Below are 18,779 nucleotides of genomic sequence, written 5' to 3'. Positions count from 1 at the left end.
GCCTGCATCACGCGATGCAGGCCGCGGCGCGTCCCAGCAGAAAATCCCGCTCACGCGTATTGCGGGTCAGACTCGCCGCGCGTTCGAACTCGATCCTCGCCTCGGTCAGACGGGCCGCCCGAAACAGAAAATCGCCTTTGGCTGCCGGCAGTGGTGCATAGTTGCGCAAGGCAGCGGCGTGTTCGATTTCGGCCAGAAGCTTCAACCCGACCTCCGGGCCAAAGGCCATGCTGTGAGCCACCGCGCGATTCAGCTCGACCACGGGTGAAGGCGTGACGTCGCGCAGCGCGTCATAGAGCGATGCGATCCTGGGCCAATCGGTGTCGCTCAAGGTGCGAGCCCTTGCATGACAGGCGGCGAGTGCGGCTTGCAGGGCGTAAGGCCCGTTGCTGCCGCCAAGCGCCACCGCGCGGTCGAGCGCGGCGAGACCGCGGCGGATCAGAAGCTGATCCCAACGGGCGCGGTTCTGTCCGGTCAAAGGAAGCAGCGAACCGTCAGAGTTCACCCGGGCGGTCAGGCGCGAGGCTTGGATTTCCATCAATGCAAGAAGACCCAAAACCTCCGGTTCGTCCGGCAATGCGCCGGCGAGAATCCGCCCAAGACGCTGCGCCTCGGCGCACAGGGCCGGGCGGATCAAGTCGTGGCCGGTAGTGGCGGCATAGCCTTCGTTGAAGATCAGATAGATCACTTCAAGAACCGACGGGAGGCGCGCGTGCCGCTCCGCGCCTCGCGGAACTTCGTACGTCACGCCGGTCTCTCGCAGCGTCTTCTTGGCTCGAACGATGCGCTGGGCGATCGTGGTCTCGCTCGACAGGAAGGCGCGCGCGATCTCGTCGGTCGTCAGTCCGCCGATCAGACGCATCGTCAGTGCGGCGCGCGCTTCCGGCGACAGGATCGGGTGGCAAGCTGTGAAGATCAGGCCGAGCAATTCGTCGCCGATGTCGTCGTCCAGTGCCGCTTCGATGTCCTCGACGAGGTTGTCTCGCGCCTCGTCGAACTCGCGCCCGATCTCGGCGTGTTTGCTTGCGAGCATCCTCTCGCGGCGCAGTCTGTCGATGCCCCGGCGTTTCGCCACCGCCATCAGCCACGCGCCGGGTTTGACCGGAATGCCGTTCACTGGCCAGTCGGCAAGCGCAACCACCAGCGCGTCCTGTGCCAGTTCCTCGGCGAGCCCCACGTCCCGTACCATCCGCGTCAAGCCTCCGATCAGGCGGGCTCGTTCGATGCGGAAAACGGTTTCAACCGACTTATGGATATCGGGCGTTGCCACGCGCCCCGCTTACGAAAAAGACGGGGCGCATGGCAAGCAATTGGCCAACCTGGACCCTTAGCGGTCTTCCAATTTCTCCCGGCTCCGCTCGATCCGTTCGGCGGTTTCCGGTTTCAGCATTTCGGCAAAGTCGGACATCTCGTAGAGGGGGCGGATTTCGATCTCGCTGGGCCCTGGCATCGGATTAGGGCAGCGCTTCACCCACTCGACCGCCTCGGCCATATCCTTGACCTCCCACAGCCAGTAGCCGGCCACCAGCTCGCGGGTCTCGGCGAACGGGCCGTCGATGACCGTGCGGCCCGGGCCGTCAAAGGCCACACGCTTGCCCTGCGAGGAGGGCTTCAGGCCGTCGCCGGCCAGCATCACGCCGGCATTGACCAGTTCCTCGTTGAATTTGCCCATGGCCTCGAACATGTCCGCGGTTTCCGCGGTCGGCTTCATGCCGGCTTCGGAATCCTTCGTCGCCTTGACCAACACCATCACACGCATCGTTCTGTCTCCTTCGGTTTTCGGAGGCCGGTGGCCGTCCTGCCTCGCGACGATCCGTCGGGGCCGGATTCGACAAGGTCCGCGAATTTTTTTTGTTCTCGCATGCGCAAAAAAGGCAATGCTGGGGCAGCCCTCATGACGTCCGGAAGGGGGTGAATAAGACACTGAAATAACTGCAAAAATTCGGCCATCTGCAGCCTGAAATGATTGGCAATGCGATTGTGAATCGGCTATTGATCCGGCCGATTTTCAAGCTTCCCGGATAACCCTTCTTGGCCGATCCCGAAAACCCCGCCGCCGGAGGCGCGCTGCCGCCGGACATTCGCCCCGTGTCGATCACGGAGGAGATGAAGCGCTCGTATCTCGATTACGCCATGAGCGTGATCGTGTCGCGGGCGCTGCCGGACGCGCGTGACGGCCTGAAGCCGGTGCACCGGCGCATCCTCTATTCGATGCACGAGCAGGGGCACACCCCCGACAAGAAATACGTGAAATCAGCGCGCATCGTCGGCGACGTGATGGGTAAATATCACCCGCATGGCGACCAGGCGATCTACGACTCGCTGGTCCGCATGGCGCAGGATTTCTCCATGCGCCTGCAGTTGATCGACGGGCAGGGCAATTTCGGCTCTGTCGATGGCGATCCGCCCGCTGCGATGCGCTACACGGAATCGCGCCTCGCCAAGCCGGCGATGGCGCTCCTGGCTGACATCGACAGCGACACCGTCGACTTCCAGCCCAACTATGACGGCAACGAGCGCGAGCCCGTCGTTCTTCCGGCACGCTTCCCGAATTTGCTGGCCAACGGCGCCGGCGGCATCGCCGTCGGCATGGCGACCAACATTCCGCCGCACAATCTCGGCGAACTGATCGACGCCTGCGTGGCGATGATCGACGATCCGGCGATCTCGATCGACGATCTCAACACGATCGTGCCGGGACCGGATTTCCCGACCGGCGGCGTCATTCTCGGCCGCGGCGGCATCCGCAACGCCTACCATACCGGCCGCGGCTCGATCATGATGCGCGGCAAGGTCGAGATCGAAACCATCCGCAAGGAGCGCGAGGCGATCGTCGTCACCGAGATCCCGTATCAGGTGAACAAGGCGACCATGGTCGAGCGCATCGCCGAACTGGTGCGCGAGAAGAAGATCGAGGGCGTCGCCGACCTGCGCGACGAGTCGAGCCGCGAAGGCTATCGCGTGGTGATCGAGCTGAAGCGCGAGGCCATCCCTGAAGTCGTGCTGAACCAGATCTACCGCTACACGCCGCTGCAGACCTCGTTCGGCTGCAACATGGTGGCTCTGGAAGGCGGCCGTCCGCAGGTGATGAACCTGAAGGACCTGCTCGCATCCTTCCTGGCCTTCCGCGAAGAAGTGGTGTCGCGGCGCACCAAGTTCCTGCTCAACAAGGCGCGTGACCGCGCCCATGTGTTGGTCGGCCTCGCCATCGCAGTCGCCAATATCGACGAGATCATCCGGCTGATCCGCGCCTCCAAGGACGCCAACGAAGCGCGCGAGGCGCTGATCGCGCGCAACTGGCCGGCCAAGGCGGTCGAGGCGATGATCCTGCTGATCGACGATCCGCGTCATCGCATCAATGAAGACGGCACCTACAAGCTGTCCGACACCCAGGCGCGCGCGATCCTCGATCTGCGCCTGCAGCGGCTGACGGCGCTCGGCGTCGAGGAAATCCAGGCCGAACTCGACAAGCTCGCGGCCGAAATCAGCGACTATCTCGAGATCCTGCGGTCCCGCGCGCGCATCCAGGCGATCGTCAAGGACGAGCTCGCCAAGGTGAAGGCGGATTTCGCCACCCCGCGCCGCACCGAAATCGTCGAGCAGATGGACGAGGTGGTCGAAGAAGACCTGATCCATCGCGAGGACATGGTCGTCACGGTCTCGCATCAGGGCTACATCAAGCGCGTGCCGCTTTCGACCTACCGGGCGCAGCGCCGCGGCGGCAAGGGCCGTGCCGGCATGCAGACCCGCGACGAGGATTTTGTCGCGCGCCTGTTCGTGGCCTCCACCCATGCGCCGGTCCTGTATTTCTCCTCGCTCGGCAAGGTCTACAAGCTCAAGGTCTGGAAGCTGCCGGTGGCGGCGCCGCAGGCCCGCGGCAAGGCGATGATCAACATCCTGCCGCTGGCGCAGGGCGAGCGCATCACCACCATCATGCCGCTGCCCGAGGACGAGACCACCTGGGACAAGCTCGATGTGATGTTCGCGACCACCAAGGGCTCGGTGCGCCGCAACAAGCTGTCGGATTTCTCCGATGTCCGGCCGTCCGGCATCATCGCGATGAAGCTCACCGACGGTGAGGGTATCGTCGACGTGCAGATCTGCACCGAAGCCGACGACGTGCTTCTCACCGCTGCGAACGGCCAGTGCATCCGCTTCGCGGTGCCGGACGTGCGCGTGTTTGCAGGCCGCTCGTCGATGGGCGTGCGCGGCATCTCGATGGAGGAGGGCGATCGCATCATCTCGATGTCGATCCTGCGCCATGTCGATGCCAGCGCCGAGGAGCGTGCCGCCTATCTGAAGCGCGCCAATGCAGTGCGGCGCGGCGACGACCTGGATGGCGGCGAGGTCGACGAGGATGCGGAGGCCGAGGAGACGGCGGCCGATACCATCGAGCTTGGCGAGAAGCGCTATGTCGAGATGTCGGCGCTGGAGCAGTTCGTGCTGACCGTGACCGAGAAGGGCATGGGCAAACGCACGTCGTCCTACGAATACCGGATCACCAATCGCGGCGGCAAAGGCATCGTCGCGATGGGCATCCTGGAAGGCAAGAAGGGCGCGAAGACCATCCGCAAGAAGACCGGCAAGCTGGTCGCATCCTTCCCGGTCGAGGAATCCGACCAGCTCATGCTGGTCACCGATCGCGGTCAGTTGATCCGCACCCGCGTTGCCGGCATCCGCATTGTCAGCCGCTCCTCGCAGGGTGTGATCGTATTCGACACCGCGGATGACGAACGCGTCGTGTCGGTTGAGCGGCTATCCGAAGAAGGCGAAGACGTCTCGAACGGGTCGTAACGGTCCAGCGGGTCGCAACCGGGCGCGCGAGCCCGACCGAAATCTCAATTGAAAAAAGTCTGTCACGTCCGTGGTGCATCCTGCGCCGCGGCAATGAGGGTGGGTGCCATGAAGGCCGACGAAGCTGCCGAAATGATGGATCAGGACAAAACGCATGACCGCTTCAAGCAGCGGGCCGCCGTGACGATCGCGATCCTGGCGATGATCCTCGCGATCACCGGGCTGGGCGGGTCGAATGCCGGCAAGGAAGCCGTCAACAACAACGTGCTGGCGTCCAATTACTGGAATTTTTTCCAAGCCAAGAACATGCGCCAGACCTCGTTCGCGCTTGCCGCGGATCAGCTTGAATTGCGGCTCGCACAGAACGATCCGGCGCTGTCGCCGGAGGCACAGGCGGCCCTGAAAGCCAAGGCCGATGCCTATCGCAAGACTGTCGCTCGCTACGATTCAGAGCCGGACACCCGCGAGGGCAAGAAGGAGCTGATCGCCCGCGCCAAGGAACACGAAGCCCTGCGCGATCACGCGCTGAAGCAGGACCCCTATTTCGATTACGCCGAGGCTCTGCTGCAGATCGCGATCGTGCTGATCTCGGTCGCGATCGTCGCCGATTTGGTGTGGCTCAGCTTCGTCGGCGGTGCGCTGGGCATCATTGGTGCGATGCTGACGCTCAACGGCTTCTTCCTGTTCGTCCAACTGCCGTTTCTGAGCTGAGGCGAAGCCTGACTAGCGGGCTCCGGCCCGCCCCAGGATCTCGGTCATTGCCGTAAACCCGCGGCGGCGCGCATGCGAAAGCGGCGTGACGCCGTCGCGGTCGGCAATGTCGAGGTTGGCGCCCGCCTTCACCAGTGCCGCGAGGGTGTCGTTGTGAGCCTTTCCGCCGTCGCCGAGCACGACGGATTCCATCAGCGCCGTCCAGCCCAGGTTGTTGACATGGTCGAGCGGCGCGCCGGCGGCGATCAGCATGCGCACGACCTCCGCATGACCGAGATGGGCGGCGGCGATAAGCGCGGTGCCGTCATAGACCGAGGTGATGGCGCGCGGGTTGCCGCCGCCTTCAAGCGCGATCTTGAGGCCGGGCAGATCGTTTGCGACCGCCGCGATGGTGATGATGTCGTAACGCCCGAATTCGAGCCGGTTAGGATCGGCGCCGAGACGGAGCAGGGCACGCGCGGCCTCATGTTGCTTCATGAAGATGGCCACATGCAGCGGCGTTCGCTGCTGCGGATCGACGGCGTCGAGCGCGGCACCGTCGCGGACGGCGCGCTCGATGGCGGCAACGTCGCCCTTCGCTGCTGCGGCGTGAAGGCCGCGATAGGCGGCGATGGTCTCGGGCGACGGTGCGACCTGCGCGGCTGCGGGCATACAGATCGACGCCGCGACGATGACGGCTAGTAGCAGGCGCATGACAACCTCCGGCAGACCGGAGACTATCAGAGTTTATTGAGCTCAATGAATATCAGCGGACCGTGCGGCGGATGAAATCGCCGGCGTCCAGATGCAGCTTGGCCTCTGTATAGGGCATCATCCAGCCTGACGGGGCAATCGCCGTGCGTGCGGCCGTGGTCTGGGTCGCAGCGTCCGGCTTTTCCGCGGCCGGATAGGTACGTTGCAGACCGGAAGCGGCCTTCAATTCCCAGTCCGGAATGCGGTCCGGGGCCACGATCCGAACCTTGATGGCCCGGCCACCGGCATTCAGGGTCTCGTCGCGCACGCAGGCGCGGGCGTAATAGGGCCAGCTTCGCAATTCGCAATCGGTCAGATCGGCGATATCGCCCTTCTGTCCGGCGAACGGGGCACTCGCATTCACGAGCCCCGGGATGGTCATCACCGCCGCCGCAAATACGGCGACACTCGCCATCGCAGACACGGCCTTGATCATCCTGTGGTCCCTCCGTTCGCTCAAACATCCCTGTGGACCTATGACGCTTGAGCCGGCCTTTGGTTCAGCGCTCGCGAAATAGTGACAAACCCGGAACGGCAGGGGCGCCGCGGCGTTGTCTAACCCTTGCGGGAAGCCCGACCCCGGGCTAGACGGGCGTCATGCCGCGAATTGCGCTCTATGCGGGTTCTTTCGACCCGGTCACCAACGGCCATCTCGACATCGTCCGGCAGGCGGCCAGGCTTGCCGACCGGCTGGTGCTGGCGATCGGCGTGCACCCCGGCAAGACCCCGGTATTCACTCCCCAGGAGCGCATGGAAATGCTGGAGGAGGTCTGCCGCCCGGTGGCGCGCGAGACTGGCTGCGAAATCGGCTATCTCACCTTTGACGATCTCGTGGTCCGTGCGGCGCAGCGCGAAGGCGCGACTTTGCTGATCCGGGGCCTGCGCGACGGCACCGACCTCGACTACGAAATGCAGATGGCCGGCATGAACGGCGCCATGGTGCCGGAGGTGCAGACCGTGTTCCTGCCGGCGTCGCCGATGGTGCGCCCGATCACGGCCACACTCGTGCGCCAGATCGGAAAAATGGGCGGCGATATTTCGCATTTCGTGCCCGTTTCGGTCGCCACCCGCCTCAAGGCCAAATTCAAGTCCTAACGCCTGACGCTCAGGGAGCCTTCATGATCCGCATTCTTGCCATGCTGCTGGCTGCGTTCGTTGTCGCCGTGCCCGCGCACGTCACTTCGGCGCTGGCCCAGTCCGATCCGCAGAACACGCTGGTGCTCGAAACCACCAAGGGCCCGGTGGTGATCCGGCTGCGCAACGACATCGCGCCGGGACACGCCGATCGGATCAAGCAGCTCGCACGCGACGGCTTCTACAACAACGCGCCGTTCCACCGCGTCATTCCTGGCTTCATGGCGCAGACCGGCGACGGCGACCGCGGCGACGGACGCGGCAAGTCGAAATATCCGAACATCAAGGCCGAGTTCTCGCAGGTGCCGTTCCGGCGCGGCATTGTCGGCATGGCGCGCGCCAGCGATCCCAATTCCGCAAATTGCCAGTTCTTCATCACCTATGCCGATGCGCCACATCTTAACGGCCAATACACCGTCATCGGCGAAGTGGTGTCGGGCATGGACAATGTCGACAAGCTCAAGAAGGGCGAGCCGGTGGCCGACCCCGACCGCATCACCCGCGCCTTTGTGCAGGCGGACAAGAAATAACAGGAGGACTATATGGCCGATCCGGAAAACACATTGAAGCTCGAGACCACCAAGGGCGACGTCGTCATCGAGATGCGTCCCGACCTTGCGCCCAACCATGTGGCGCGCATCAAGGAGCTGGTCCGCGAGGGCTTCTATGACGGCATCGTCTTTCATCGCGTGATCGACGGCTTCATGGCGCAGACCGGCTGCCCGCAGGGCACCGGCACCGGCGGCTCCGGCAAGAAGCTTAAGGCGGAATTCAATGCCGAGCCGCATGTCCGCGGCGTGGTGTCGATGGCGCGCGCGCAGAATCCGGATTCCGGCGACAGCCAGTTCTTCATCGTCTTCGACGACGCGACTTTCCTCGACCGGCAATACACCGCCTGGGGCAAGGTGATCTCCGGCATGGAGAATGTCGACAAGATCAAGCGCGGCGAGCCGGTCCAGAACCCGGACAAGATCGTGAAGGCGACCATCGCTGCGGATGCTTAAACCCTCGCCCCGCTAAGCGGGGAGAGGGTGGCGAGCGGTAGCGAGCCGGGTGAGGGGCTTTTCTCCGCATCCCTGACATGCCCCTCACCCCGACCCTCTCCCCGCAAGCGGGGAGAGGGAGAAGAACCATGCTCACCTCGCTCTTCGATTTCGAGCTGCCGGCGGACCGCATTGCGCTGCGGCCGGCGTCACCGCGCGATGCCGCGCGGCTGATGGTGGTACGTCCGGGCGAAACGCCGGAGACGCAAGACCGGATCGTGCGCGACCTGCCGGAGCTTCTGCGCGCGGGCGATGCGCTGGTCGTTAACGACACCAAGGTTATCCCGGCACGGCTGTTCGGCCGCCGCATCGGCCGCGGCGAGGAACCCAAGATCGAGGCAATGCTGCACAAGCGGCTCGACGGCTCGCGCTGGCTGGCCTTTGTCAGACCGGCCAAGCGGCTGCAAACGGGTGACACCGTGCGTTTTGGGGATGAGGGCAAGGTCTGCTTTCTCGGCCAGCTCGACGCCACGGTCGAGCACAAGGGCGAGAGCGGCGAGGTGACTTTGGCCTTTGTATTTCATGGCGCGGTGCTGGACCAGGCGATCGCCGAGCGCGGCGCGCTGCCGTTGCCGCCCTATATCGCCGGCAAGCGCGCAGCCGACGAGCGCGATGCGACCGATTATCAGACCATGTTCGCGGACGAAGAAGGCTCGGTGGCGGCGCCGACCGCGGCGCTGCACTTCACGCCGGATCTTGTAACGCGGCTGCAGGCGGCCGGCATCGCGCTGCACCGGGTGACGCTGCATGTCGGCGCCGGCACCTTCCTGCCGGTCAAGGCGGAGGACACCGCTACGCACAAAATGCATGCCGAATGGGGCGAGATCGACGAGGCGACGGCGGCGGCGCTGAACGAGGCGCGGGCACGGGGCGGCCGGCTGGTGCCGGTCGGGACCACGGCTTTGCGGCTTCTCGAAAGCGCCGCCGACGAGGCGGGCAGGGTGCGGACGTTTCGCGGCGACACCGATATCTTCATCACGCCGGGCTATCGTTTCCGCGCGACAGACCTGCTGATGACCAATTTCCACCTGCCGCGCTCGACCCTGTTCATGCTGGTCTCCGCGTTCTCGGGTCTCGACACCATGCAGCGGGCCTATGCCCATGCCATTGCGACAGGCTATCGCTTCTATTCCTATGGCGACGCCTGCCTGTTACACCGCGCCCAATGACCAAGCCGTTTTCCTTCCACCTGATCGCCACCGACGGCGCAGCACGCGCCGGCGAGGTCGAGACCGCGCATGGCCGGATCGCGACGCCAGCCTTCATGCCGGTCGGCACCCAGGCGACGGTGAAAGCGGTCACGACCGACGATGTCGCGCGAACCGGCGCGGATATCCTGCTTGCGAATACCTACCATCTGATGCTGCGGCCGGGCGCGGAACGGGTGGCGGCCCTGGGCGGCCTGCACTCGTTCATGAACTGGCACAAGCCGATCCTCACCGATTCCGGCGGCTTCCAGGTGATGTCGCTGTCACAGCTTCGCAAACTCGACGAGAAAGCGGTGACCTTCCGTTCGCATCTCGACGGGTCGATGTACGAACTCTCGCCCGAGCGCGCGGTCGAGATCCAGCGGCTGCTCGGCTCCGATATCTCGATGCAGCTCGACGAATGCCTGCGGTTGCCGGCGAAGCGCGAGGAGATCGATCGCGCGATGCAATTGTCGCTGCGCTGGGCAGAGCGATCGAAGCGCGCATTCGAAGGGGCGAAACCGGGTTACGCGCTGTTCGGGATCGTGCAGGGCGGCGACGATCCGGACCTTCGGGTCGAAAGCACGCGTGCACTGGTCGGCATGGATTTCCAGGGCTATGCCATCGGCGGGCTCGCGGTCGGCGAGCCGCAGGCGGTGATGCTGTCGATGATCGACATCGTCGCACCGGAATTGCCGGCCGACCGGCCGCGCTACCTCATGGGTGTCGGCACCCCCGACGATCTGATCGAGGCGGTCTGGCGCGGCATCGACATGTTCGATTGCGTGATGCCGACCAGGAACGGCCGCCACGGGCTCGCCTTCACCCGGCACGGGCCGGTCAATCTCAAGAATGCGCGGCATGCCGACGATCCGCGTCCGCTGGACGAGCGGAGCTCCGACATCGCGACGCGGACCTATTCGCGCGCCTATCTGCATCATCTGATCAAGGCCAACGAGACACTCGGCGCGATGCTGCTGACCCAGGTCAATCTGGCTTATTACCAGACGCTGATGCGTGGCGCGCGCGAGGCGATCGCGGCCAGGACTTTCGGCGCGTATCGGGAGCGGGTGAAGCGCGGCTGGGCCGCAGGCGATATCCCGCCACGTTAAAGAGGTCGCGCCGTTCGTTCGCTCTCAGCCGCTCAAAGTTTGCGGTAGATTTCCCCGATCTGCCGTCGAAACCAGGCATGCTTGGAGTCGCGCTCGTTTCTGATGTGCCAAACCATGCTCGTGGTGATCGCGCCGACATCAAGCGGCACCGGCCGCTTGACCAATCCAAACGACCGTTCGAACGCACTCGACGCTAGCTCGGTGAAGACGCCGATCATGTCGCTTCGGGACAGGAGTTCAGGCACCGCCGTGAAGTTCGTTACAGAGACCAGCGGCTCGCGACGAAGGTTGAAGCGCGATAGCAGTTCGTCGAAGATTGCGGTACGCGCGCCTGTCGCGCTGACAATCAGATGTGGATAGCTCAACACTGAATCTATGTTGAACTGTTTGCGCGCTCTTGCCAGCGGATGCTCGCGGCGGAACACGCAGAACAGGCTCTCTTCGTGCAACCGCTCCGTTTTCAGGTGAGGCGGCTTTTCATCGTACCACGCCAGCGCGAGGTCGGTCTGGTCGTCGTCTAACAGCGCCAGTGCGGCTTTGCGGTCGGCGGTCACGACATGAAGCGACATGCTCGGCGCATTCTGCCGCATCCGATCAAACAATGCAGGTACGATGGCCAGACTAAGCCGGTCCGGCACAGACAGGCGGAATGTTCCGGTTGCGAAAGCAGGGTCAAAGGTTTGATCGTCGCCGAGGCATCGTCCGATGGTTTCGATGGCCTCGCGCAGCGGCTGCCGAATTGCCTCGGCGCGAGGCGTCAGCACTAGGCCGCCCTTGGGACCGCGGACCAGAAGGTCGTCGCCAAGCACGGTCCGCAGCCTGCGCAACGCATTGCTGATCGCGGGCTGCGAGCGGCGCAGGATGTCCGCCGAGCGTGTGACGTTGCGCTCGGTGATAAGCGTATCGAGCACCCGTAACAGGTTGAAATCGAGGTTGTTGAGGTTCAAAAACATTCACCCCATGAATGAAGGTGATTGATACTATAAATTTTTAAAATGGGGAAGCGTCCCTATCCTGCAGTCTGAAGTCCGGTTCAACGGACCCGAAGGGAGGACGTGATGCTTTCAAGGCGCTTGTTTTTGAATGGCGCGTTGGGCGCCGGTGCTGTCTTGGCTTCGGCGCAGACGACGGCAGTTTCAGCGCAGGTCGCACGACCGCAGCAGAAGCGAATGATCGTCGATTCCCAGGTTCACATTTGGCAAGGCAATACACCCGAACATCCGTGGGTTCCGGGTTCGACGGCGCAAATGCCGGAGCCATTCACCATCGAAAAGCTGATCGCTGCGATGGACGAGGCAGGTGTCGACCGTGCGGTGATCGTCCCGCCGAGCTGGGTCGGAGACCGCCTCGACTATGCGCTGGAAGCCGCCAAGCGATATCCGCAAAGACTTGGCGTCATGGGCCGGCTGCCGCTCAAGACACCGCAGTCGCCGGACGATCTTGCGCGCTGGAGGGCGCAGCCGGGGATGCTCGGCATCAGGCTCACATTTCTGGGTCCGGCAGCCGGGATGCTGACCGACGGGTCGACGGACTGGCTCTGGCCGGCCGCGGAGAGGGCGGGCGTGCCGATCATGTTTCTGACCGCCGGCACGCTACCGTTATTCGGAACGATCGCCGAGCGGCACCCCAAGCTGACGCTGATCATCGATCATATGGGCATCTCGTCGCAGGTGGTCGCGCAAAAGAAGGTTCCGGAAGCGGTCGAAGCGGCGGCGGCTCTGGCCAAATATCCGAACGTGTCGGTAAAGCTCTCAGCGGCGCCGGCCTATTCGACGGAGTCTTATCCGTTCAAGGATATGCACGGGCATATTCAGCGGCTCTTCGACGCATATGGACCGCAGCGCAGTTACTGGGGGTCGGATGTGACCCAAGGCTTTGCCAAGGCCTCGTATCAGGAACGCATCGCACATTTCCTGCAGGAGCTGAAATTCCTCTCCGAGGACGACAAGGATTGGGTGATGGGACGTGCGATCCTTGCGCGGTTGAAATGGAAATAGCGACGTGGTGATGGGCGACGCGTGTGGCGCATCGGCCTGAAACGCTTCACTGACAGAAAATTCAACGGGGGGAGACCATGACCTACGCGGACAAGGGCAGCGATCCGAAACCTATGGTTCCGGCATTGCGCGGGTTCTACGAAAGCTTTGCAGAATTGTACTGGCCGCTCATTCGCGTCACCGCTGGTGCGATTCTTTTCACGCATGGTTGGCCCAAGGTCATGGCGGGCGTGCATGTCTTCGCGGCCAATAGTCTCGCCAAGCGGGGGATCGAGCCGGCGCTGTTCTGGGCCTATGTGGTCGTGCTGCTCGAAACGGTCGGAGCCGTGCTTATCATGCTGGGCCTCTTTACGCGCGCGGTGGCCGCGCTTCTGGTGGTCGAATTCATCGTCATCATTTTCGTGCAGATGCCGAACGGCTATTCGTGGGTCAACCGCGGATACGAATATCCGTTGTTCTGGGGCCTCATCTTTCTCGCGATGCTGTTGCGGGGGGGCGGTCCCTATTCGCTGGACCGCAAGCTCGGCCGGGAAATCTGAACCGCCGGGAATGCCGGGGCAGCTTTTCGGACTTGCCCTCGCGGCGCAAAGTCTGCTTCTTGGCGCCTGATTGGGAGGACTATGCCATGTGTAACAGAAACAATCCCGCGCGCTCTATCCGCACGGCGGGCCTTGTTGTCGCCGGGCTTGCTGCAATGCTGCTTGCCCCGTTGCCTGCTTATGCCCAGAGCAAATATCCGGACAAGCCGGTCAAGATCGTCCTGCCATTCGGCGCCGGCGGCGTTGCCGACATCACCACGCGGCTCGTGGCCGAGAAGCTCGGCGAGAAGCTTGGCCAGCGTTTCGTGGTCGAGAACAATCCGGGCGCGGGCGGCATCACCGCGGCCCGCGCTGTACTGAGCGCACCAGCCGACGGCTATACGCTCGCGGTGCTCAGCAACGGCACTGCGGTCAGCGTCGGCCTGTTCAAGGCGCTGCCCTTCGATCCGGTGAAGGATTTCGCGCCGGTTTCGGCCATGGGCTATTTCGACCTGATCCTCGTGACCAATGCCAACGGTCCCTACAAGACGCTCGGCGATTTCGTGAAGGCCGCGAAGGACAAGCCGGGCCAACTCAATATCGGCACCATCGCCGCCGGATCGAGCCAGAATCTCGGCGCCGAGTTGTTCAAGTCGGTGGCCGGCATCAATGCCGTGATCGTGCCGTTCAAGACCTCGGGCGACGTTCTGGTGGGGCTTGAGCGCAACGACATCCAGATGGCGACCGAGTTTTACGCCGCGTTGCGCGGCAGCCTTGACGCGAAGAAATTCATCCCGGTCGCGATTTCGGGCACGCAGCGCGGCGCGTATCTGCCCGATGCCCCGACCGCGAAGGAGGCGGGCGAGCCGAAATGGGAGGTGACGTCCTGGAACGCGATCTTTGCCCCGGCCGGTACGCCGCCAGACGTCATCGCCACCCTGAACAAGGCGTTGAATGAAGTGCTGGCCGATCCCGAGGTCAAGAAGAGGGCGCTCGAGCTCGGCATTGACGCGCGCGGCTCGACCCCGCAGGAGATCCAGGACCGCCTGAAGGAAGACATCGTGAAGTGGTCGGACGTGATTCAGAAGGCCGGGATCGAGAAGCGTTGATGACTGCGATCGACTTTGCGACACGGCGGAAGCCGTCCTTTCAGCTTCCGCCGGATGCGTGCGACGCGCACTGCCATGTCTTCGGACCAGGCAATGTGTTTCCGTATGCGCCGAACCGCCGCTACACGCCGGACGACGCGCCGAAGGAAATGCTCAAAGCGCTGCACGATCATCTCGGCATCAGCCGTGCGGTGATCGTGCAGGCGAGTTGTCACGGCAGCGACAACCGGGCCATGCTGGATGCGCTGGCATGGCGGCCGGAGCATTATCGCGGCGTCGCCATTCTCGACGGGAATACGCCCGGCACCGACATCCCCGTCATGCATCGCGCCGGTGTGCGCGGCGCGCGCTTCAACTTCGTCAAGCATCTCGGCGGCTCGCCGGACATGACGGTGTTTTCCAACATCCTGCGCCGCATCAAGCCGCTCGGCTGGCACGTGGTGCTGCATGTCGATGCGCCCGACATCATTCCGCTGTCGGACATGATGCGCGGCCTGACCTTGCCGTTCGTGATCGACCATATGGGCCGGGTGCCGGCCAAGGATGGCGTCGACCAGAAGCCGCTCGAAGCCTTGCTCGATCTGGCTAAGCTCGATCGCTGCTGGATCAAGGTCTCGGGCTCGGAGCGGATCGACATGCCGCCTTACGACAAGGCGATCCCGATCGCGCGGAAGATCGTGGAGGCGAGCCCCAGCCGCGTGCTGTGGGGTACGGATTTTCCGCATCCCAATTCCACCCACGAGGCCGACGAGGCCGACCTGGTCGACCTGCTGCCGAAGATCGCGCCCGATCCGGCGCAGCAGAAGGCACTGCTCGTGGACAATCCGGCGAAACTTTACGGGTATTGAGCCGGTCGGCGCCAAAGCGTGAAATTCGGGCTTGAATGCCGGCTTCAAGCGACGCTGCGCTGTCATCGCAGCAATGAAAAAGGGCTCACCGCTGAGGTGAGCCCCGAAATCCTTTTAAAGGTGGGTCGGCCCGTTGTCAGCTCTCACTGGGGACCGCAAGCGCGGTGCGAAATTCATATTCGCAACGATCGCAGGACCAGACATTGGCGATCCTGCCCTGTCCCAGAAATTCCGTAGCAGCGGCGGCAAAAAGCATATTGCCGCAAGATGGGCAGGCCGGCCGGCGAAAAACAGGGTATGCGATACGGGCCGGATCGCCGGATGTGTGCAGCATGACGGTCCTCCTCTCGTGTTACCCCTCCTCCAGAGGCTAGCGTGTATCGTGCGTTCGTGGCGGTTTCGCGACGCGAATTGGATTATGATCGCGCGATTTCGCGACAATCAGAATCGATTGCGATTGGTCCGGCGCTGAGATGACAGGAGAAAGACGTGCACGCCATTCAGGTTGCGCCGCAGCATCGGGACGTCGGTGCGTCGGCCGAACATAAAAAGCCGGGATGAGAGGGGCACGTGCCGGATTATCTGCCTTGGACCGCAAACGAACTGGGCCACGTCGAACGGGCGCTGAAGCGCTACAACTCCCTCGGACTTGAGGGCAGTTGCGATATCGACAAGGCCGGGGAGGGCATCGTGACCCTCTCGCAGATCGATGGCCGCGTTCCGGACGCTCCCATCGTCATCTTCGAGATCCACAAGCTGAAGCGCACCGACAGCGACCAGCGCGCGCATTGGGTGGTGCAGCTTCAGTCGGTCAGCGGCAGGAAGCAGGCGCTGACCCGGCATGGCTGCGTCTCCGCCGGCTCCGCGCTGTTCGCGCTGACGAAAGCGGAGAAGGACGCGCAGGCGGGCTTTGTCTCAAAGGACAGCTTCGACATGGCCGCGAATGCCTATTGGCTGAAACTGTGAGGCTGCGCGCGCTGTCCCGGGCGCATCTGTGCTGAGTGTATCTGTCCCGAGCGCATCTCATGCGGAGCCTGGGCAACATTGTCCGCATTATCGCCGGCGCACATCTTCAGCGCTGACGCGGGGTGAAGCGCGCGTCTCGTCCCAGTCCGGCGCGAAGCGCGCCTGATCCTACATCGCGGCGAAGTTCACGCTGGACCACACGGTCCAGATGCACAGCGCAACGATGCCTGACGAAATGACGATCTTGGTCGGCGTGCTGAGCCGCTCGAAACGATCCGCCAGCATTCCACCCTCCATGGTGTTAAGGGCCGGTACGGACTTCACGCACTGAGATTACCACGAGACCGGCCGGACGGCGATGGCCTCCGGTGAGACGCTACGGACTCGATCGTTACCGATGCATCCGTTTCCGGTCGCGTGTTTGGCGAAAGTTAAAGTCAAAGGACCGCAAGCAGGCGCCGGTCAGATGGCTTCATCCGGCCTTGATCCGGGCAAGGTGCGCACCCTGGATGCAACCCTCGCATTGCGACGAGCGGCGGTTGCTCGCTTCTGGACGTCGAAATCGCTTCTGTCAGGCCAAGCGGGCGAGGGGCAATCCAGCAGCGTCAGGCCTTGCCCTGCGCCGCCAGCAGTGCGTCGCGCTCCTTGGTCAGGCGCTCGAGCTCCTCGCTCTGCTGCGCGATCCGGTCCGAGGCCAGCGCCTCGTCGGCTGCGCCCGATCGCGCCGCGGCCTGCTCGATCAACTGCCGGATATTCTCGCGGACGATGGCGATGCGGCGGTCGAGTTCATCGAGGGACAGCGGGTCGGTCATGGTGGTGTCTTCTTGGCCGGGGCGTTCGCGGACATCGCTCCCACCGATCTAGGGGAAATCGGTGCCTGGGACAACCGGGCGGTCGGTTCCCGGGATTTGAGCATGTGGCGAAACTCGAAATTGTGGTGAGCCCGATGGGATTCGAACCCATGACCTACTGATTAAAAGTCAGTTGCTCTACCGACTGAGCTACAGGCTCCCAGAGCCACCCTGCAGGGAGGCCGGAAAGGCGGTACGGCGATTTCGGTTCAGGCCGCGCGCCTGCCGCGAACGGCGGGCCGAGACATAAGCCGTGTTGCCCTGCGGGACAATCAAAAACTGCCCCCGGACATCGGGGGTGGATAAACCGGTGCCGGACAAGGCGGCCTCGAAATACTGTCACCGAGCGCGGCTTCGGAAAACGAGGCGCTTTCATGCGTGGCGTGAGGCTAGGGAAAACCGAGTTTTACCCGCGCGGATCGAGGCCCGCACCGCAGGCCCTGCGCGCGCCCCATCCCGCGGTTGCCCCTGAGGCGGCGGCAGGATTAACTGGCCGCCAAATCCCGCCATTCGGACCGGAGCCCGCCGCCATGCCGATCGTGAACCGTATTGCCGAGTTCCATCCCGAAATCACGGCCTGGCGGCGGGATCTGCATGCCAATCCGGAACTTCTGTTCGACGTCCACCGGACCGCTGGCTCGGTGGCCGAAAAGCTCAAGGCCTTCGGCTGCGACGAGGTGGTGCCCGGGATCGGCCGCACCGGCGTCGTCGGCGTGATCACGGGGCGCAAGGAGGCCGCCGGCGGCCGCGCCAGGGTGATCGGTCTGCGCGCCGACATGGACGCGCTACCGATCGAGGAGGCAACCGGGCTGCCCTACAAGTCGACGGTGCCGGGGAAGATGCATGCCTGCGGCCATGACGGACACACCGCGATGCTGCTCGGGGCCGCCAAGTATCTCGCCGAGACCCGCAACTTCGCCGGCACCGCGGTGGTGATCTTCCAGCCGGCCGAGGAGGGCGGCGGCGGCGGCAAGGAAATGGTCAAGGACGGCATGATGGACCGCTTCGGGATCGAGGAGGTCTACGGCATGCACAATTATCCCGGGATGCCGGTCGGCCAGTTCGGCATGCGGGTCGGGCCGATGATGGCGGCGGCCGACTATGTGTCGATCGAGATCGAGGGCAAGGGCGCGCATGCGGCGCGGCCGCATCTGGGCATCGATCCGATCCTGGTCGGCGCGCAGATGGTCAACCAACTGCAGTCGATCGTGTCGCGCAATGTCGACCCTCTCGAAGCCGGCGTGGTCTCGATCTGCGTGTTCCAGGCGGGCACGACGAACAACGTGATCCCGCAGACGGCGAAGCTCGCCGGCACCATCCGCAGCCTGACCGACGCGGTGCGCGACCAGCTCGAGACAAGGGTGAAGGAGATCTGCGAGGGCGTCGCCAAGCTGCACGGCGCGACCGCGCGCATCCGCTATCACCGCGGCTATCCGGTGACGGTGAACCATGCCGAACAGACCGCGTTCGCGGCGCAGGTCGCCTCCGAGATCGCCGGCGGCGATCGGGTCAACGACGATCTGCCGCCGATGATGGGCGCGGAGGATTTCTCCTACATGCTGAATGCGCGGCCGGGCGCCTTCATCTTCGTCGGCAACGGGGAGAACAGCGCCGGGCTTCACCATCCGGCCTACGACTTCAACGACGACGTCATCCCGCTCGGGTCGAGCTATTGGGTGCGACTGGTCGAGAAGGCGATGCCGGCATAACGGAGCCGCGCGCCGGAGCCACGAACGCGGTTCATTCCCGCAAGCGGAAATCCAGAAAGCGCGGATGT

General features: G+C 63.9%; 20 protein-coding genes and 1 tRNA gene. 13 read left to right on the top strand and 8 right to left on the bottom strand.

Annotated elements, in window-relative coordinates; genetic code table 11:
• Positions 1-7: 7 nt before the first annotated feature.
• The gene (locus tag AC5I5I_RS23220; RefSeq protein WP_495977071.1) at positions 8-1,270 is read right to left on the bottom strand and encodes an RNA polymerase sigma factor; all 1,263 of its coding nucleotides are present in this window, start codon (positions 1,268-1,270) and stop codon (positions 8-10) included.
• 57 nt (positions 1,271-1,327) lie between these two features.
• Positions 1,328-1,759 carry a YciI family protein gene (locus AC5I5I_RS23215; protein WP_495977069.1) on the bottom strand — a complete coding sequence of 144 codons (432 nt, stop codon included), beginning with the start codon at positions 1,757-1,759 and terminating at the stop codon, positions 1,328-1,330.
• 272 nt (positions 1,760-2,031) lie between these two features.
• On the opposite strand from AC5I5I_RS23215, the gene gyrA reads away from it, so the two are divergent.
• Complete coding sequence (gene gyrA / locus AC5I5I_RS23210; RefSeq protein WP_495977067.1) at positions 2,032-4,794, top strand: DNA gyrase subunit A; 2,763 nt, start codon at positions 2,032-2,034, stop codon at positions 4,792-4,794.
• A gap of 108 nt (positions 4,795-4,902) precedes the next feature.
• The gene (locus tag AC5I5I_RS23205; protein WP_495977065.1) at positions 4,903-5,505 is read left to right on the top strand and encodes a DUF4337 domain-containing protein; all 603 of its coding nucleotides are present in this window, start codon (positions 4,903-4,905) and stop codon (positions 5,503-5,505) included.
• A 12-nt stretch (positions 5,506-5,517) separates the two neighbouring features.
• Here AC5I5I_RS23205 and AC5I5I_RS23200 read toward each other — a convergent pair whose 3' ends face one another.
• Positions 5,518-6,198 carry an ankyrin repeat domain-containing protein gene (locus AC5I5I_RS23200; RefSeq protein WP_495977063.1) on the bottom strand — a complete coding sequence of 227 codons (681 nt, stop codon included), beginning with the start codon at positions 6,196-6,198 and terminating at the stop codon, positions 5,518-5,520.
• 52 nt (positions 6,199-6,250) lie between these two features.
• A complete protein-coding gene (locus tag AC5I5I_RS23195; RefSeq protein ID WP_495977061.1) occupies positions 6,251-6,673 on the bottom strand; it encodes a hypothetical protein in 423 nt (140 codons plus the stop codon).
• Positions 6,674-6,834: 161 nt separating this feature from the next.
• Here AC5I5I_RS23195 and coaD point away from each other — a divergent pair, with 161 nt between their 5' ends.
• The 5 genes from coaD (at position 6,835) to tgt (ending at position 10,713) form a co-directional block, all read left to right on the top strand.
• Positions 6,835-7,332 (top strand): pantetheine-phosphate adenylyltransferase, encoded by a 498-nt coding sequence (gene coaD, locus AC5I5I_RS23190; protein ID WP_495977059.1) that lies wholly within the window; start codon positions 6,835-6,837, stop codon positions 7,330-7,332.
• Positions 7,333-7,355: 23 nt separating this feature from the next.
• Positions 7,356-7,901, top strand: a complete 546-nt coding sequence (locus AC5I5I_RS23185) for a peptidylprolyl isomerase (RefSeq protein WP_495977057.1) — start codon at positions 7,356-7,358, stop codon at positions 7,899-7,901.
• 12 nt (positions 7,902-7,913) lie between these two features.
• Positions 7,914-8,375, top strand: coding sequence for a peptidylprolyl isomerase (locus AC5I5I_RS23180; RefSeq protein ID WP_495977055.1), 462 nt, complete (start codon positions 7,914-7,916; stop codon positions 8,373-8,375).
• A 128-nt stretch (positions 8,376-8,503) separates the two neighbouring features.
• Complete coding sequence (queA, locus tag AC5I5I_RS23175) at positions 8,504-9,583, top strand: tRNA preQ1(34) S-adenosylmethionine ribosyltransferase-isomerase QueA (RefSeq protein WP_495977053.1); 1,080 nt, start codon at positions 8,504-8,506, stop codon at positions 9,581-9,583.
• The gene (gene tgt, locus AC5I5I_RS23170) at positions 9,580-10,713 is read left to right on the top strand and encodes a tRNA guanosine(34) transglycosylase Tgt (RefSeq protein ID WP_495977051.1); all 1,134 of its coding nucleotides are present in this window, start codon (positions 9,580-9,582) and stop codon (positions 10,711-10,713) included. Before queA ends, tgt begins: the two co-directional genes overlap by 4 nt.
• Positions 10,714-10,745: 32 nt before the next feature.
• Here the strand turns inward: tgt and AC5I5I_RS23165 are convergent, their stop codons facing one another.
• The gene (locus AC5I5I_RS23165) at positions 10,746-11,666 is read right to left on the bottom strand and encodes a LysR family transcriptional regulator (protein ID WP_495977049.1); all 921 of its coding nucleotides are present in this window, start codon (positions 11,664-11,666) and stop codon (positions 10,746-10,748) included.
• Between the two features lie 216 nt (positions 11,667-11,882).
• Between AC5I5I_RS23165 and AC5I5I_RS23160 the strand changes: the two genes are divergently transcribed.
• The 4 genes from AC5I5I_RS23160 (at position 11,883) to AC5I5I_RS23145 (ending at position 15,185) form a co-directional block, all read left to right on the top strand.
• Positions 11,883-12,710 (top strand): amidohydrolase family protein, encoded by an 828-nt coding sequence (locus tag AC5I5I_RS23160; protein WP_495977047.1) that lies wholly within the window; start codon positions 11,883-11,885, stop codon positions 12,708-12,710.
• 77 nt (positions 12,711-12,787) lie between these two features.
• Entirely contained in the window at positions 12,788-13,249 is a 462-nt protein-coding gene (locus AC5I5I_RS23155; RefSeq protein WP_495977045.1) for a DoxX family protein, read from the top strand.
• Between the two features lie 86 nt (positions 13,250-13,335).
• Entirely contained in the window at positions 13,336-14,337 is a 1,002-nt protein-coding gene (locus AC5I5I_RS23150) for a Bug family tripartite tricarboxylate transporter substrate binding protein (RefSeq protein WP_495977043.1), read from the top strand.
• Positions 14,337-15,185 (top strand): amidohydrolase family protein, encoded by an 849-nt coding sequence (locus AC5I5I_RS23145; protein WP_495977041.1) that lies wholly within the window; start codon positions 14,337-14,339, stop codon positions 15,183-15,185. The genes AC5I5I_RS23150 and AC5I5I_RS23145 overlap by 1 nt, the downstream gene beginning before the upstream one ends.
• A 136-nt stretch (positions 15,186-15,321) precedes the next feature.
• Here the strand turns inward: AC5I5I_RS23145 and AC5I5I_RS23140 are convergent, their stop codons facing one another.
• The gene (locus AC5I5I_RS23140; RefSeq protein WP_495977040.1) at positions 15,322-15,519 is read right to left on the bottom strand and encodes a hypothetical protein; all 198 of its coding nucleotides are present in this window, start codon (positions 15,517-15,519) and stop codon (positions 15,322-15,324) included.
• Positions 15,520-15,755: 236 nt separating this feature from the next.
• Between AC5I5I_RS23140 and AC5I5I_RS23135 the strand changes: the two genes are divergently transcribed.
• Positions 15,756-16,151 (top strand): hypothetical protein, encoded by a 396-nt coding sequence (locus AC5I5I_RS23135; protein ID WP_495977038.1) that lies wholly within the window; start codon positions 15,756-15,758, stop codon positions 16,149-16,151.
• Positions 16,152-16,756: 605 nt separating this feature from the next.
• Here the strand turns inward: AC5I5I_RS23135 and AC5I5I_RS23130 are convergent.
• Entirely contained in the window at positions 16,757-16,963 is a 207-nt protein-coding gene (locus AC5I5I_RS23130) for a hypothetical protein (RefSeq protein ID WP_495977036.1), read from the bottom strand.
• 123 nt (positions 16,964-17,086) lie between these two features.
• Positions 17,087-17,162, bottom strand: a tRNA-Lys gene (locus AC5I5I_RS23125).
• 370 nt (positions 17,163-17,532) lie between these two features.
• Here AC5I5I_RS23125 and AC5I5I_RS23120 point away from each other — a divergent pair.
• Entirely contained in the window at positions 17,533-18,711 is a 1,179-nt protein-coding gene (locus AC5I5I_RS23120) for a M20 aminoacylase family protein (RefSeq protein WP_495977034.1), read from the top strand.
• The last annotated feature ends 68 nt before the right edge of the window (positions 18,712-18,779 follow it).

The sequence above is a fragment of the Pseudorhodoplanes sp. genome, from assembly GCF_059499825.1.
This window is presented reverse-complemented; position numbering and strand designations above follow the sequence as displayed.

What these genes read in the sequence shown, in the direction of transcription:
- AC5I5I_RS23215 (WP_495977069.1), bottom strand. Translation starts at nt 1,759, where the DNA reads ATGCGTGTGATGGTGTTGGTCAAGGCGACGAAGGATTCCGAAGCCGGC.
- AC5I5I_RS23205 (WP_495977065.1), top strand. Translation starts at nt 4,903, where the DNA reads ATGAAGGCCGACGAAGCTGCCGAAATGATGGATCAGGACAAAACGCAT.
- AC5I5I_RS23200 (WP_495977063.1), bottom strand. Translation starts at nt 6,198, where the DNA reads ATGCGCCTGCTACTAGCCGTCATCGTCGCGGCGTCGATCTGTATGCCC.
- AC5I5I_RS23195 (WP_495977061.1), bottom strand. Translation starts at nt 6,673, where the DNA reads ATGATCAAGGCCGTGTCTGCGATGGCGAGTGTCGCCGTATTTGCGGCG.
- coaD (WP_495977059.1), top strand. Translation starts at nt 6,835, where the DNA reads ATGCCGCGAATTGCGCTCTATGCGGGTTCTTTCGACCCGGTCACCAAC.
- AC5I5I_RS23185 (WP_495977057.1), top strand. Translation starts at nt 7,356, where the DNA reads ATGATCCGCATTCTTGCCATGCTGCTGGCTGCGTTCGTTGTCGCCGTG.
- AC5I5I_RS23180 (WP_495977055.1), top strand. Translation starts at nt 7,914, where the DNA reads ATGGCCGATCCGGAAAACACATTGAAGCTCGAGACCACCAAGGGCGAC.
- queA (WP_495977053.1), top strand. Translation starts at nt 8,504, where the DNA reads ATGCTCACCTCGCTCTTCGATTTCGAGCTGCCGGCGGACCGCATTGCG.
- tgt (WP_495977051.1), top strand. Translation starts at nt 9,580, where the DNA reads ATGACCAAGCCGTTTTCCTTCCACCTGATCGCCACCGACGGCGCAGCA.
- AC5I5I_RS23165 (WP_495977049.1), bottom strand. Translation starts at nt 11,666, where the DNA reads ATGTTTTTGAACCTCAACAACCTCGATTTCAACCTGTTACGGGTGCTC.
- AC5I5I_RS23160 (WP_495977047.1), top strand. Translation starts at nt 11,883, where the DNA reads ATGATCGTCGATTCCCAGGTTCACATTTGGCAAGGCAATACACCCGAA.
- AC5I5I_RS23155 (WP_495977045.1), top strand. Translation starts at nt 12,788, where the DNA reads ATGACCTACGCGGACAAGGGCAGCGATCCGAAACCTATGGTTCCGGCA.
- AC5I5I_RS23150 (WP_495977043.1), top strand. Translation starts at nt 13,336, where the DNA reads ATGTGTAACAGAAACAATCCCGCGCGCTCTATCCGCACGGCGGGCCTT.
- AC5I5I_RS23145 (WP_495977041.1), top strand. Translation starts at nt 14,337, where the DNA reads ATGACTGCGATCGACTTTGCGACACGGCGGAAGCCGTCCTTTCAGCTT.
- AC5I5I_RS23140 (WP_495977040.1), bottom strand. Translation starts at nt 15,519, where the DNA reads ATGCTGCACACATCCGGCGATCCGGCCCGTATCGCATACCCTGTTTTT.
- AC5I5I_RS23130 (WP_495977036.1), bottom strand. Translation starts at nt 16,963, where the DNA reads ATGACCGACCCGCTGTCCCTCGATGAACTCGACCGCCGCATCGCCATC.
- AC5I5I_RS23120 (WP_495977034.1), top strand. Translation starts at nt 17,533, where the DNA reads ATGCCGATCGTGAACCGTATTGCCGAGTTCCATCCCGAAATCACGGCC.